Below are 13,696 nucleotides of genomic sequence, written 5' to 3' on the forward strand. Positions count from 1 at the left end.
CCGCAATCGAATCAATACGCGAATTCGCGGAACACCGGATCAACGTCGCCGTGCCAGCGGCCATGGAACAGCGCCAGCTTGCGTTCGGCCGGGGTCAGGCCGGACTCGACGATCTCCTGCAGCACGTCCAGGAACTTGCTCTCGTCCTGGCCGTCGGCATTGCGCGCCGCGCGGCGCTTGAGGCCTTCGACGGAAATCTTCACCGCTTCACGGGCCAGGTCGCGCACGCTGCCAGTGCGGAACGGCAGGTTCATCGCATGCTTCGGCACGCCGTCGCGCAGTGCATGGCGCTCGGCCAGGGTGAAGTCACGCACCAGGTCCCACGCAGCGTCCAGCGCAGCGTCGTCGTACAGCAGGCCGACCCAGAATGCCGGCAGCGCACACAGGCGGCTCCACGGACCACCATCGGCGCCGCGCATTTCCAGGTACTTCTTCAGGCGCACTTCCGGGAACGCGGTGGTCATGTGGTCCGACCAGTCGCGCAGCGTCGGCAGCGCGCCCGGCAGCACCGGCAGCCTGGCCAGCATGAAATCGCGGAAGCTCTGCCCGCTGGCGTCGTGGTAGATGCCATCGCGGTAGGAGAAATACATCGGCACGTCGAGCAGGTAATCGACATAGCGCTCGTAACCGAAGCCATCCTCGAACACGAAGTCGAGCATGCCGGTGCGGTCAGCGTCGGTGTCGGTCCAGATGTGCGAGCGGTAGCTCAGGTAGCCGTTGGGCTTGCCTTCGGTGAACGGCGAATCGGCGAACAGCGCGGTGGCGATCGGCTGCAGCGCCAGCGACACGCGGAACTTCTTCACCATGTCCGCTTCGGTCGCGTAATCCAGGTTCACCTGCACCGTGCAGGTGCGGGTCATCATGTCCAGGCCCAGCGAGCCGACCTTGGGCATGTAGGCGCGCATGATCTTGTAGCGGCCCTTTGGCATCCACGGCATTTCATCGCGCTTCCACTTCGGCTGGAAGCCCATGCCGAGGAAGCCGAGCTGCAGCTCACCGGCCACCTGTGCCACTTCGTTGAGATGGGTGCCGGTCTCCACGCAGGTCTGGTGGATGGTCTCCAGCGCCGCGCCGGACAGTTCCAACTGACCGGCAGGTTCCAGCGTGACCGAGGCACCATCGCGCAGCAGGGCGATCGTGTTGCCGTTCTCCTGCACCGGCTCCCAGCCGAAGCGGACCAGGCCGTTGAGCAGCGCTTCGATGCCGCGCTCGCCTTCAAAGGTCGGCGGGCGCAGGTCATCCAGGCGGAACCCGAACTTCTCGTGCTCGGTGCCGATGCGCCACTGCGCGCGGGGCTTCTCGCCGGAGGCGATCACCTCCACCAGCTGCGAGCGGTCGGTAATGGGGGTATCGGCGACGTGGCTGGGGCTCGACAAGGGAAAGGCTCGCTGGACGGTGGCGGGGGATGTGGGGCTCGCGGCCTTCCATCGCAAGGGCGCACTATAGCGTGGCACCCCGTTGCGTCATGCGACGGTGACGGGTTTCAGCATCCTACCGACGCCCTCTTGACCCTCGTACACTCAGAGCCATGAGCCGCCATTCACGACACCCCGAACTGCATCGCTCCGAGCGCGTCGGCTGGCTGCGAGCCGCCGTGCTGGGCGCCAACGATGGCATCGTCTCGGTGGCTGGCCTGGTGGTCGGCGTGGCCGCCAGCGGCGCCTCGGCTGCGACCATCCTGGCCACCGGCGTGGCAGGTACCGTGGCCGGCGCGATGTCGATGGCGGCGGGCGAATATGTGTCGGTGCAGACCCAGGCCGACACCGAAGAGGCCGACCTGGCAATGGAAAAGCGCGAGCTGCGCGACGATCCGCACAGCGAACTGGAGGAGCTGGCCGCGATCTACCGCCACCGCGGCCTGGAGCCTGCGCTGGCGCGGCAGGTGGCCGAACAGCTCACCGCCCACGATGCGCTGGGTGCCCACGCCCGCGACGAACTGGGCATCACCGATACCCTGCGCGCCCGCCCGCTGCAGGCAGCGCTGGCCTCGGCCGGTGCGTTCACCTGCGGTGCGGCGCTGCCAGTGCTGACCGCCCTGCTGGCGCCGGTCGACAAGGTCGCACTGATGACCACCGCCAGCACCCTGCTCGGCCTGTGCCTGACCGGCGCGATGGCGGCCCAGGCCGGTGGCGCACCGCCGGTACGCGGCGCGATCCGGGTGATGTTCTGGGGCGCGTTGGCGATGGCCGCGGCCGCCGGCGTCGGTCGCCTGCTCGGCGCACACGTGACATGACCGCCATGCTGCCCCCGGCCACCGCACTGCTGGCCGAGATGGCCAGTCTGGCGGGCTGTGAGCGCGCCGAAGGCTATGCCTGCATCACCGCCCGTCGCGAGCATGGCGCCAGCTCGGTGGAGATTCCGCAACCGCAGTTCGCGATCCTGCTGGAAGGCCGCAAGCAGGTGCGTACCGCGCACCAGTCGCTGGAATTCATCCCTGGCGACATCCTGCTGCTGACACAGCGCTGCCGTATCGACGTGGTCAACAGCCCCGACCCGGGGACCGGCCGCTACCTCAGTGCCATCGTGCCGCTGTGTGCCGAAGTGCTGGCGGCCGCACGCACACTGTGGAGCGAGGAACTTCCCGCCCCTGGCCAGGCGATGGCACGTCTGCCGTTGATCGACCATGGCCCGGTGCTGCGCCAGTGGCGGCAATCGCTGCAGGACGGCCGTTACAGCGAGGCACGATTGGCCCTGGCCTCGCTGGTGCTGACCCTGTGCCGGCAGGGCCACGGCAACCTGCTGCTGCCGCAGGCGCCGAGCCTGGGCGAACAGATCCGCGACCGCATCGCCGCCGAACCGGCACGCGACTGGCAATCGCGTGATGTGGAAGAACAGTTCGCGCTGAGCGGTGCGACCCTGCGTCGTCGTCTCGCCGCCGAGGACACCAGCCTGCGCCAGCTGCTTACCGAGGCCCGGCTGGCGCATGGCATGCAGCTGCTCTACACCACGGACCTGCCATTGAAGACCGTCGCAGCACGCGCGGGCTACCGGTCTGCGGCGAGTTTCAGCAAGCGCTTCGCCGAGCAATACGGACTGGCTCCCACAGACATTTGAGGGGGTTCGGCAGGGCTGCGCCCTGCACCCGCAGAGGCAACGGCAACGGCCGAAGCAACAGCAACAGCGGCTATCCGAGGGATGGCGTGGATCTACTGTGTCGACCAAGGTCGACACCCACCAGAGCAGTTTGCCGTTCCGACAGATCGCAGAAAACTGTCGAAGGCGGGGTGGGTCCGGTTGCGGGGGCGTGAGCCGCATGGATGCGGCGACCGAGCTTACATGGACGTACTTGCAGCGGCCCCCGCAACCGGACCCACCCCGCCATCCCACGGATAGCCCGCTGTTGCTGTTGCCTCGGCTGTTGCTGTTGCTTCAGCCGTTGCTGTTGCTTCAGCCGTTGCTGTTGCCTCTGCGGGTGCAGGGCGCAGCCCTGCAGACAACACCCCTTCCCTGAGCATTCCGCGTAGTGGTTTGAGCGCCGCACACACGTCGGCCACGGCACGCTATGCGGCAACGGAACCACCCATCGTCCACCGAGAACCACCATGACCCTGCGTCCCCTGCCGCTGCACCGCGCCCTGCTGTTGGCCCTGTCATCCCTGCCACTGGCCGCGCTGGCCGAAACCACGTCGCCTGCCCCCACCCAGCAGGTCCCAGGCGTCTACCACCAGCGCGTCGGTGCGCTGCAGGTCACCGCCCTGTTCGATGGCGTGGTCGCGCTGGGCCGGCAGGAAGTCGTGGACGTGCCGCCGACGCTGGTCAGCCGCCTGCTGGAAGGCCGTTACGTGCCCGAAGACAAGAAGGGCCTGCAGACCGCGATCAACGCTTTCCTGGTGCGCCAGGGCAACCACCTGACCCTGGTCGATACCGGTACCGCGCAGTGCTTCGGCCCCGGCCTGGGCCAGGTGCTGGGCAACCTGCGCGCCTCCGGCGTGGACCCGGCCGAGGTGGATGAGGTGCTGCTGACCCACGCCCATCCGGACCATCTGTGCGGCGTGCTCGACGCGCAGGGCAAGCCGGCCTACCCGAATGCCACGGTGTGGCTGTCCAAGGCCGATGCCGACTACTGGCTCAACCCGGCCAGCGAGGCCACCGCGCCGAAGGGCGTGCGCTTTGCCTTCCCGCTGGCGCGCAACGCGGTAGCGCCCTATCAGGCCAGCGGCCACCTGCGCACCTTCAGTCCCGGCGATGCCCTGCCCGGTGGCGCGGTGGCGATGGACACCCATGGCCATACGCCCGGCCATGTCTCCTACCGGTTCGACAGCCAGGGCCAGTCGCTACTGGTGTGGGGTGATGTGCTGCACTTCCATGCGGTGCAGTTCGCGCACCCGGAGGCGGCCTTCGAGGCCGATTCGGACCGCAAGGCGGCCATCGCCAGCCGTCGCGGCCTGCTGCAGCAGGCCACCGCCAACGGTTGGTGGGTGGCCGGTGCGCACCTGCCGTTCCCCGGTCTGGGCCATGTGCGTGGCGAGGGCAAGGCCTATGCGTGGGTGCCGGCGGAGTATTCGCCGTTGTGAGGGTGTGCCGACCAAGGTCGGCACCCACCCGATCCGGTAGCGCCCGGCTGCCAGCCGGGCGACCGGAAATGCCTTATTCCAGCCCCAACCAACCACCGATGATGCCGCGGGCTTCGTCCACACCGGTGCGGGCCGCGCCAGAGAACACCTGCACGCTGACCGTATCACCGAAGGAGGAGTGCAGTTCCTTGCGCACCTTCTGCAGGGTCTGCATCTGCTGGCTGCGGCTCAGCTTGTCGGCCTTGGTCAGCAACGCATGCGCCGGCAGGCCACGCTGCACGGCATAGGCCAGCATCTGCCGGTCGTAGTCCTTCAGCGGGTGGCGGATATCCATCACCACCACCAGGCCCCTCAGCGCATTGCGGGTGCGGAAGTAGCGGTCGATGAAGGCCTGCCAGTGCGCCTGCAGGTCCAGCGGCACCTTGGCGTAGCCGTAACCGGGCAGATCGACCAGATGGGCTTCCGGGGTCACCCGGAAGAACACCAGCTGCTGGGTGCGGCCGGGGGTCTTGGAGACCCGGGCCAGGCTGTTCTGGCGGGTCAATGCGTTGAGAGCACTGGACTTGCCGGCGTTGGAGCGGCCCGCAAAGGCCACTTCGGCCCCCTCATCGGGCGGCAGCTGCCCCATATTGTGGGCAGAGAGGTGGTATTGAGCGCGTTCGATGAGCAATGACATGTGCATAGGATCGCATGTTGTGGCACCGCGCGCCCGGCCCCGGGCCCTCCGCCGGGAAAATGCTGCACTGCTGCGTTGACCGTGCGCGGAAACGGCGTTGATAATCCGGACGATGCCGTGGCTGCCGCCCGGCCCGGTCCATACGGAGCTTTAGCATGCGCCACGCTCGCGTTCTTGCCGTATCCGCCCTTGCCACTGCCGTAGTTGTTGCCGCTGCTGCGTTCGCGCAGACCACGTTGACCCCGCTGCCCGACAACGGGCCGATCAACACCGCCTCGCTGGAGGTAGATTTCAGCAAGACCCACTGGGGCGATGCCAAGGCCGGCCAGACCAAGGCCTCGGCCTGCGCGGCCTGCCATGGCGCCGACGGCAACTCCACGGTGGAGATGTACCCATCCATCGCCGGCCAGAGCGAACGCTACGTGGCCCAGCAGATGGCCCTGATCGCCAACGGCCAGCGCAGTTCCGGCGCGGCGGTGGCGATGGTGCCGTTCGTGCAGAACCTCACCCCGCAGGACATGCGCGACATCGGCGCGTTCTTCGCCACACAGAAGGCCACTGCCGGCATCGCCGATGACACGGCAGTCACCGACGGCCCCTACAAGGGCATGAAGTTCTACGAGATCGGCCAGCAGCTGTACCGTGGCGGCGATGCCAAGCGTGGCCTGCCGGCCTGCATGGCCTGCCACGGCCCCAGTGGCGCCGGTAATCCGGGGCCGGCCTATCCGCACATCGGTGGCCAGCATGCCAGCTATGTCGCGCGCCGCCTGCAGGAATACCAGGCCGGCCAGACCAACGAGACCGACAAGGCGCACTTCCAGATCATGGCTGCGGTTGCGCAGAAGCTGAGCGAGCAGGAGGTGCAGGCGCTGTCGAGCTACCTGCAGGGCCTGCACAACAAGGCCGACGACGTGGCCGTTGCCACCGCGCCGGCACAACCGGCTGCCGCCCCCTGACCACCACTGGTCGGCCCGGGTCGCCACGCCGGCCCGCGGCTGCGGTATGTTTCCTTCACGCCGGCGACCGCGCCGGCGTTGCTTTTTTCAACGGAGATGCGTGTCGATGAGGTTGATTTCCCGCCTGCTGTTGTCTGTGCTGGTGCTGCTGCCGCTGGTAGCCTGCGCCGCCACCCCCGCCAATGCCCCGCTGGTCGAAGGCAAGGACTACGAGCGCATCGCCCAGCCGGGCCCGTTCCAGCCGCTGGCCGGCAAGATCGAGGTGGTCGAGGTCTTCGGCTACACCTGCCCGCACTGCGCCCGTTTCGAACCGCAGCTGGAAGCCTGGGCAGCCAAGCTGCCGGCCGATGTGCGCTTCACTCCGGTACCGGCAGCCTTCGGCGGCGCCTGGGATGCCTGGGCACTGGCCTACTACGCCGCCGACGAAGTCGGCGTGGCCAAGCGCAGCCATGGCGCCGTGTTCAAGGCCCTGCACCAGGACGGCTCGCTGCCGATGCAGAACGTCTCGGCCGATGAGCTCGCCACCTTCTACAAGGCCTACGGCGTGACCCCGGACCGTTACCTGCAGGCCCTGCGCGGCGATGCCGTACAGAAGAAGGTCGATGCCGCCCGCGCGTTCGCCCAGCGCACCAAGATCCCCGGGACCCCGGCGCTGATCATCAACGGCCAGTACCTGGTCCGTGGCGACAGCTTCGACGACCAGCTGCGCATCGCCTCGGCGCTGATCGCCCAGGCCCGCGCCGCCCGCGGCCGCTGAACCAACACCCACCACCGACACGGCGCTGTCGCCGCCGCGTGTCATCATTTCCCCCTGGCCGGCGCATGACGCCGGCCCCACCTTTCCAGATGCTGGAGACGTTTCCATGAAGATCCGTTACGCCCTCGCCCTCGCAGCGCTGCTGCCGATCCTGGCCGCCTGCAAGGCCGACGATGGCAGCACCAACACCACCGCAGCCCCGGCTGAGCCGACCGCCGCTCCGGCCACCACCGAGCCGGCAGCACCGGCCGCTGGCAGCGAAGGTGCCGCACCGGCCGCTGAAGGCGACAAGGCGCCGGCTGAAGCCGCCCCGGCCGCTGCACCGGCCCCGACCACCACCGCACTGACCGGCCCGGCCCCGGTGGAAGGCGCCGACTACCAGGTGATCCCGAACGGCCAGCCGTTCCAGCCGGCCGCCGGCAAGATCGAAGTGACCGAGATCTTCGGCTACGTCTGCCCGGCCTGCGCCGCGTTCCAGCCGCTGGTCGGCCCGTGGAAGGCCGGCCTGCCGAGCGACGTGAACTTCGTCTACGTGCCGGCCATGTTCGGCGGTACCTGGGACAACTACGCCCGTGCCTTCTACGCCGCACAGACCCTGGGCGTGCAGGAGAAGACCCACGAAGCCCTGTACGCTGCCATCCATTCGCAGAAGACCCTGAAGGGCGAGCGCGGCACCGATTCGGTTGACGACATCGCCAAGTTCTACGGTGCCTACGGCGTGGATCCGAAGCAGTTCGCCGCCACCATGGGCAGCTTCGCGGTGAATGCCAAGACCAACTCGGCCAAGCAGTTCGCCCAGCGCAGCCAGATCAGCGGCACCCCGTCGATCATCGTCAACGGCAAGTACCTGGTGAAGGGCAAGAGCTTCCCGGACATGCTGCGCATTGCCGACCACCTGATCGCCCGCGAACGCGGTGCGGCCCAGGCTCACTGATCCAAGAGAAGCGTTTCCCGGCCGTGAATTCCCCCCGTACACGGACCCTGCGCTTGCTGACGGCCAACATCCAGGCCGGCTCAAGTACCCGCCGCTACAGCGACTATGTGACCCGCAGCTGGTCACATGCGCTGCCGGCGGGCCGCAAGCGCAGCAGCCTGGACGCGATCGCCACCCTGGCGCGCGAACATGACATCGTCGGCCTGCAGGAGGCCGACCCGGGCAGCCTGCGCTCGGGCTTCACCAACCAGACCCACTACCTGGCCCAGCGTGCCGGCTTCAACTACTGGAGCCACCAGCCGAACCGGCGCATGGGCGGGGTCGCCTCCAGCGCCAACGGCCTGCTGAGCAAGCTGGAACCGGTGGAAGTGCAGGATCACGCCCTGCCCGGCCGCATCGGCGGGCGCGGCGTGCTGCTGGCCAAGTTCGGCGACGGCGCCGATGGCCTGGCGGTAGCGGTAGCCCATCTGTCGCTGGGCGCGGGTTCGCGGATGTCGCAGCTGGGCTTCATTGCCGAGCTGCTGTCCGACCATCCCAATGCGGTGCTGATGGGCGACTTCAACTGCCTGGCCGAACGCCCGGAAATGCAGGTGCTGTACCAGAAGACCCGGCTGCAGCCCCCCGGCTGCATCGTGCCGACCTTCCCCAGCTGGCGCCCCGATCGCGCCATCGACCACATCCTGGTCAGCAGCGGCCTGCAGACCCGTACCGTGGAAGCCGTACCGGCCGCGTTCTCCGATCACCTCGCCCTGGCGATGCAGATCGACGTCCCGGCCGACGCCCTGCGCTGACCGCTCCTGGTGGGTGCCAACCTTGGTTGGCACGCTCTCCGCCGGGCATGGCCCGGCGCTACCCCGCCTGCACCACCGGCACCTTCAGCCGCCGCGCGGTCATCGTGCTGCCCACCGAGGCCAGCACCGTGCAGCCGATCGCCAGCCACTGCAGCCCGTGCAGGTGCTCGTGCAGCAGCAGCATCGCCCACAGCGCGGCTACTGCCGGCTCCATGCTGATCAGGATGCCGAAGGTCTCCTTGGGCAGGCGCTTGAGCGCCATCATCTCCAGCGACATCGGGATCGCGCTGGACACCAACGCCACCAGCAGGCCAGCGGCCAGGATCTTCGGATCGAGCAGTGCGGCGCCGGCATGCACCACGCCCACCGGCACCACTACCAGCGACGCCGCCAGCAGCCCCAGCGACACCGAATGCCCGGCGTGCAGATGGCCGGCACGCTTGCCGAACACGATGTACAGGCCCCAGCACGCCGCCGCACCCATGGCATACAGCACGCCGGCCGGATCCAGCGCCGGGCCGCCACCGATCGGCAACAGCAACAGCAGCCCCACCGCCGCGCAGCCTACCCACAGGAAGTCGATCGGTCGCCGTGATGACAGCATCGCCACCGTCAGCGGCCCGGTGAACTCGATGGCCACCGCGATGCCGAAGGGAATCGTGCGCAGGGCCATGTAGAACAGCAGGTTCATCAGGCCCAGGGTGAGCCCGTAGCGCAGGATGGTGATCGCATCCACGCGGCTGGTCTTCCAGCGCCATGGCCGCCAGAACAGCAGCAGCAACAGCGCCGAAAAGCCCACGCGCAGCGCGCTGGTGCCCTGGGCACCGATCAGCGGGAACAGGTGTTTTGCGTAGGAGGTGCCGATGGCCAGCGAGGTGACCGAGCCGAGCACCGCCAGCGCCGGCAACATCGGCGCGAATCGTGAAGTCTGCATGCGCAAAGTCTATTGCGCCGGCGCCGAGCACTTGGCTCAATTGACGGCCCGTTCGTGCAACTTCTGCTCGCCATGGCCACCGCCCCCGTGCTCGACAGCTTCGACTGCGCCATCCTCGACCTGCTGCAGCGGGACAACACCCTGCCGCAGCGCGAAATCGCCGAGGCCGTGCACCTGTCCACCCCGGCCGTGCAGCGCCGCATCAAGCGCCTGCAGGACAGCGGCGTGATCGCGGCCAATGTGGCCGTGGTCGCTGCGGCGAAGGTCGGGCGGCCGCTGACCATCATCGTCGAGGTGCGCGTGGTCAGCGAGCAGCGCGAACGCGTGGCGCCGTTCAAGCGTCGCGTGCAGGACGACCCGGCCGTGCAGCAGTGCTACTCGATCACCGGCGATGGCGATTTCCTGCTGTTGCTTTCGGCGGCGTCGATGGAGGAGTATGAGGCGATCACCGAGCGCTTGTTCGGTGGCGATGACAACATCGAGCGCTTCCGTACCTCGGTGGCACTGGGCACCTTGAAGCGGAGTTTCGAGGTCCCGCTGGCACCGGTTCTGTAGCGTCGAGCCATGCTCGACTGCGTTTTTACCGCAAAGCAACAGCCGTCGAGCATGGCTCGACGCTACAGTCGGAGACCATGAGCACTCCTTCCTCTCCTGCCGGTCGCCTGCGCCGCTGGCTGCTGCGCGGCCTGTGGCTGGCCATTGCCGTCGTTGCGATGATGGCGTTGTGGAACAGTCCCTGGGCCGCCGCACCAAAGATGCTGTGGACACTCGCGCAGATGCCGCCGGCCACCGAACTCCCGGTGCCGGTGGAGGGTGTGCGCCCCCGCCAGATCGCCGATACCTTCGGCGCGCCGCGCGGCCGCGACCGCTCCCACGCCGGCATCGATATCTTCGCCCAGCGCGGCACGCCGGTGCGCAGCGTCACTGCCGGCGTCATCGCGGATGTCAGCGAACGCGGCCTCGGTGGTCGCCAGGTCTGGGTGATCGGGCCCGGGCGGGAACGCTACTACTACGCGCATCTGGAAGGCTGGGCCGAGGGCCTGGCGCGCGGCCAGGTGGTGCAGGCCGGTGACCTGCTCGGCCACGTGGGCGACAGCGGCAATGCCAAGGGCACGCCGCCGCATCTGCACTGGGGCATCTACGGCACGAACGGCCCCCGCGACCCGTTGCCGTTGCTGCGCTGATCGCCACGGCGCACCCGCGCACCGAACCGTTCATGATTTGTAAATAGTAATAGTTCGTATTACCATTTCTTTCGTTTCCGGTGGTGCCAGGACGGCCTGCCCGCCCTTCCCCTACCCGTAGCGCCTCGCCTCCTGGATGCCGGCCGAACGCGCGTGCTCGTCCAGGACCCCCATGACCCGTCCCGCCTTCCGTACCCTGCAGCCGCAGCGGCTGTCCGTTGCCGTGCTTGCCGTTCTTTGCGCCGTGGCCCCAGCCGCCTTCGCCGACACCGCCGCCGATCCGACCACGCTGGACAAGGTGGTGGTCAAGGGCGAACGTGCCGAAGGCTATTCGGTGCGCCGCACCTCGGCCGGTACCCGCTTCGATCTGGCACCGCGCGAGATCCCGCAGTCGGTCAGCATCATCAGCCACCAGCGCATCGAAGATCAGAAGCTGGACGACATCATCGACGTGCTGGCCAACACCACCGGCGTGACCAGCACCCAGTCCGACAGCGAGCGCACCGAGTTCTACGCGCGTGGCTTCTACATCGATGCCTACCAGTTCGATGGCCTGCCGACGCAGATGGTGCAGAACTGGAGCTACGGCGATTCCGGCCTCGATCTTGCGCTGTACGACCGCGTGGAAGTGGTACGCGGCGCTACCGGCCTGCTCAGCGGTGCCGGCAATCCGTCCGCCTCGGTGAACCTCATCCGCAAACACGCCGACAGCGCAGAACTGACCGGCAGCGTCTCGGTGAACGTCGGCAGTTGGGGCCGCACACGCACCACCGTGGACGTGGGCACCGCGCTGAACGCCAGTGGCACGGTGCGCGGCCGGGTGATCGGCAGCTACCTGGACACCGATGGTCAGATGGACCGCTACAACCAGCGCAAGACGCTGGGTTATGCCGTCATCGACGCCGACCTGACCCCGGACACGCAGCTCAGCGTGGGCTACGACTACCAGCAGAAGCGCGCCAACGGCGCGACCTGGGGCGGCTTCCCGATGTGGTACGCCGATGGCAGCCCGACCAACTATCCGACCTCGTTCAATCCGTCGCCGGACTGGACCTACTGGGACACCACCAGCAAGCGTGCGTTCGCCACCCTGCAGCATGCCTTCAGCAACGGCTGGAAGTTCAAGATCGGCGCCACCCACGACCGCACCAAGGCCGACGACAAGCTGTTCTATCCGGCCTACACCGCGTTCAACAAGACCACGGGCGCCGGCATCACGCCGATGGCCGGCTTCTACAACACCGAGCGCAAGGTTGATGGCATCGATGGCTACATCGATGGGCCGTTCCAGCTGTTCGGCCGCGAGCACCAGTTCATGGCCGGCCTGAGCTACAACAAGCGTGAGTTCGCCAACTATGGTGATTTCCAGCCTGACTTCAACGATCCGAATGCACAGTACCTGCCGCTGGCCAGCTACTTCGGCTGGACCGGTGATTTCCCGCAGCCGAACTGGCGACCGCTGAAGCTTGCCAGCCAGGGCACCATCACCCAGAAGGCCGGCTATGCCGCCGCACGCCTGTCGCTGGCCGATCCACTGAAGCTGATCATCGGTGCGCGCTACACCGACTGGAAGAGCGAAGACGAAGGCAACGACCGCTCGCACAAAGTGACCACGCCGTATGCCGGCCTGGTCTACGACATCAACGATACCTACTCCGCCTACGCCAGCTATACCGAGATCTTCCAGCCGCAGACGCTGCGCAACAAGCAGGGCAGCTACCTCGATCCGGTCGATGGCAAGAGCTACGAAGTCGGCGTCAAGGGCGCGTGGTTCGACAACCGGCTGAATGCATCCGTGGCAGTGTTCCGCATCGAGCAGGACAACGTTGGCCAGGAAACCATGGACAAGGTCGACGGGCAAATGAACGAGACCGCCTACATCGCTGCACGTGGCACCGTCAGCCGCGGCTTCGAGTTCGAAGTGAACGGCGAACTGGCACCGGGCTGGAACGCGACCTTCGGTGCTTCACGTTACGTGGCCAAGGACATCAACGGCGCAGACATCAACACCAACCTGCCGCAGACCGCGCTGAAGCTGTTCACCAGCTACACCCCGCAATCGCTGCAGGAACTGACCGTCGGCGGCGGTGCCAACTGGCAGAACCGCATCTACTACGCTGCGCCGGTAGTGGGCCGCTTCGAACAGGAAGGCTACGCGCTGGTCAGTGCCTTCGTGCGCTACCGCATCTCGCCGGAGTTCAGCGTGCAGGCCAACCTCAACAACCTGCTGGACAAGAAGTACTACTCGCAGATCACCGGCTACGGTGCCTACGGCGACGGCCGCAATGGCTCGCTAACGTTCACCTGGGCGTTCTGATCCAACCGGCCTTGTAGCGTCGAGCCATGCTCGACTCGATCACACGGGGTCGTCGAGCACGGCTCGACACCACAACGGGGGCGCCCAGCGCCCCCGTTGCCGCGCTGCCCTTGCAGGTGTAGCGTCGCGCAGACGGATACCTCGCGCCTTCCCCCTCCAGGACGACCGGCCATGCGCACCCGCACGAAACTCGGTCTATCGCTCGTGGCCCTGTTCTCTTCGCTGCCGCTGATGGTCGCTACAGGCAATGGCTACTTCATCCTGCTTCTGCTGATCGGCCTGCCCGCAGCGATCCTGTTCTGGTTCGATCTGGGCCGTGAACTGCGCGCCATCCCCACTCCCACCCGCTCCGAGCGCGCGCTGGGATTGGCAATGGGCATTCCACAGGTGCTGTTCGGACTGTTGTGCGCGGGGATCGGCCTGATCCTGGTGGCCTGGATCCTGTACAACCTGCTGGTTGAATCCCTGCCGCAGTTCCGCATTCCGTCACTGCCTGGTTTCGCGGTCGGGCCGATGATGATCATGGCCGGGCTGGGATGGGCACGCACCGCGTTCCGCCGTGCCAGCCTTGAACAGGATGACCCGGAACAGGACATTCCGGATTGACCACCTTCATGGAGTCGAGCATGGCTC

Annotated in this window: 14 protein-coding genes; 11 read left to right on the forward strand and 3 right to left on the reverse strand. The window is 67.3% G+C overall.

All coding sequences use genetic code 11. The annotated features are described in order from the left end of the window. Positions 1 to 11: 11 nt before the first annotated feature. Positions 12 to 1,376 carry a glutamate--cysteine ligase gene (locus ACSYAO_RS18435; protein ID WP_149908662.1) on the reverse strand — a complete coding sequence of 455 codons (1,365 nt, stop codon included), beginning with the start codon at positions 1,374 to 1,376 and terminating at the stop codon, positions 12 to 14. A 152-nt stretch (positions 1,377 to 1,528) separates the two neighbouring features. Here ACSYAO_RS18435 and ACSYAO_RS18440 point away from each other — a divergent pair, with 152 nt between their 5' ends. The 3 genes from ACSYAO_RS18440 to ACSYAO_RS18450 all read left to right on the forward strand — a co-directional run bounded on the left by ACSYAO_RS18440 (position 1,529) and on the right by ACSYAO_RS18450 (position 4,514). Further along, entirely contained in the window at positions 1,529 to 2,233 is a 705-nt protein-coding gene (locus ACSYAO_RS18440) for a VIT1/CCC1 transporter family protein (protein ID WP_149908663.1), read from the forward strand. Further along, positions 2,230 to 3,054, forward strand: a complete 825-nt coding sequence (locus tag ACSYAO_RS18445; RefSeq protein WP_134951702.1) for a helix-turn-helix transcriptional regulator — start codon at positions 2,230 to 2,232, stop codon at positions 3,052 to 3,054. The genes ACSYAO_RS18440 and ACSYAO_RS18445 overlap by 4 nt, the downstream gene beginning before the upstream one ends. A 488-nt stretch (positions 3,055 to 3,542) precedes the next feature. After that, positions 3,543 to 4,514 carry an MBL fold metallo-hydrolase gene (locus ACSYAO_RS18450; protein WP_049461259.1) on the forward strand — a complete coding sequence of 324 codons (972 nt, stop codon included), beginning with the start codon at positions 3,543 to 3,545 and terminating at the stop codon, positions 4,512 to 4,514. 73 nt (positions 4,515 to 4,587) lie between these two features. Here ACSYAO_RS18450 and yihA read toward each other — a convergent pair whose 3' ends face one another. Further along, positions 4,588 to 5,190, reverse strand: coding sequence for a ribosome biogenesis GTP-binding protein YihA/YsxC (yihA, locus tag ACSYAO_RS18455; RefSeq protein WP_149908665.1), 603 nt, complete (start codon positions 5,188 to 5,190; stop codon positions 4,588 to 4,590). A 155-nt stretch (positions 5,191 to 5,345) separates the two neighbouring features. Between yihA and ACSYAO_RS18460 the strand changes: the two genes are divergently transcribed. The 4 genes from ACSYAO_RS18460 (at position 5,346) to ACSYAO_RS18475 (ending at position 8,628) form a co-directional block, all read left to right on the forward strand. Continuing rightward, a complete protein-coding gene (locus ACSYAO_RS18460; protein WP_032128969.1) occupies positions 5,346 to 6,146 on the forward strand; it encodes a c-type cytochrome in 801 nt (266 codons plus the stop codon). A 106-nt stretch (positions 6,147 to 6,252) separates the two neighbouring features. Then, complete coding sequence (locus ACSYAO_RS18465) at positions 6,253 to 6,903, forward strand: thiol:disulfide interchange protein DsbA/DsbL (protein WP_049400466.1); 651 nt, start codon at positions 6,253 to 6,255, stop codon at positions 6,901 to 6,903. A gap of 106 nt (positions 6,904 to 7,009) precedes the next feature. Continuing rightward, complete coding sequence (locus ACSYAO_RS18470) at positions 7,010 to 7,837, forward strand: thiol:disulfide interchange protein DsbA/DsbL (RefSeq protein WP_149908666.1); 828 nt, start codon at positions 7,010 to 7,012, stop codon at positions 7,835 to 7,837. A gap of 53 nt (positions 7,838 to 7,890) precedes the next feature. After that, positions 7,891 to 8,628: an endonuclease/exonuclease/phosphatase family protein gene (locus ACSYAO_RS18475; protein WP_005419292.1), complete on the forward strand. Its 738-nt coding sequence runs from the start codon at positions 7,891 to 7,893 to the stop codon at positions 8,626 to 8,628. A gap of 58 nt (positions 8,629 to 8,686) precedes the next feature. Here ACSYAO_RS18475 and ACSYAO_RS18480 read toward each other — a convergent pair whose 3' ends face one another. Beyond that, a complete protein-coding gene (locus ACSYAO_RS18480; RefSeq protein ID WP_012512098.1) occupies positions 8,687 to 9,562 on the reverse strand; it encodes an EamA family transporter in 876 nt (291 codons plus the stop codon). Between the two features lie 72 nt (positions 9,563 to 9,634). Between ACSYAO_RS18480 and ACSYAO_RS18485 the strand changes: the two genes are divergently transcribed. From ACSYAO_RS18485 to ACSYAO_RS18500, 4 genes are all read left to right on the forward strand, one after another. Next, positions 9,635 to 10,117, forward strand: coding sequence for an Lrp/AsnC family transcriptional regulator (locus ACSYAO_RS18485; protein WP_049463305.1), 483 nt, complete (start codon positions 9,635 to 9,637; stop codon positions 10,115 to 10,117). A 77-nt stretch (positions 10,118 to 10,194) separates the two neighbouring features. Then, positions 10,195 to 10,746 carry a M23 family metallopeptidase gene (locus ACSYAO_RS18490; RefSeq protein ID WP_149908667.1) on the forward strand — a complete coding sequence of 184 codons (552 nt, stop codon included), beginning with the start codon at positions 10,195 to 10,197 and terminating at the stop codon, positions 10,744 to 10,746. A 172-nt stretch (positions 10,747 to 10,918) separates the two neighbouring features. Further along, complete coding sequence (gene fhuE, locus ACSYAO_RS18495) at positions 10,919 to 13,063, forward strand: ferric-rhodotorulic acid/ferric-coprogen receptor FhuE (protein ID WP_121504386.1); 2,145 nt, start codon at positions 10,919 to 10,921, stop codon at positions 13,061 to 13,063. A 171-nt stretch (positions 13,064 to 13,234) separates the two neighbouring features. Next, positions 13,235 to 13,669, forward strand: coding sequence for a hypothetical protein (locus ACSYAO_RS18500; RefSeq protein ID WP_032128962.1), 435 nt, complete (start codon positions 13,235 to 13,237; stop codon positions 13,667 to 13,669). The last annotated feature ends 27 nt before the right edge of the window (positions 13,670 to 13,696 follow it).

Origin of the sequence: Stenotrophomonas sp. STK16_22 (assembly GCF_051984505.1) — a bacterium.
GTDB classification, from domain to species: domain Bacteria; phylum Pseudomonadota; class Gammaproteobacteria; order Xanthomonadales; family Xanthomonadaceae; genus Stenotrophomonas; species Stenotrophomonas maltophilia_A.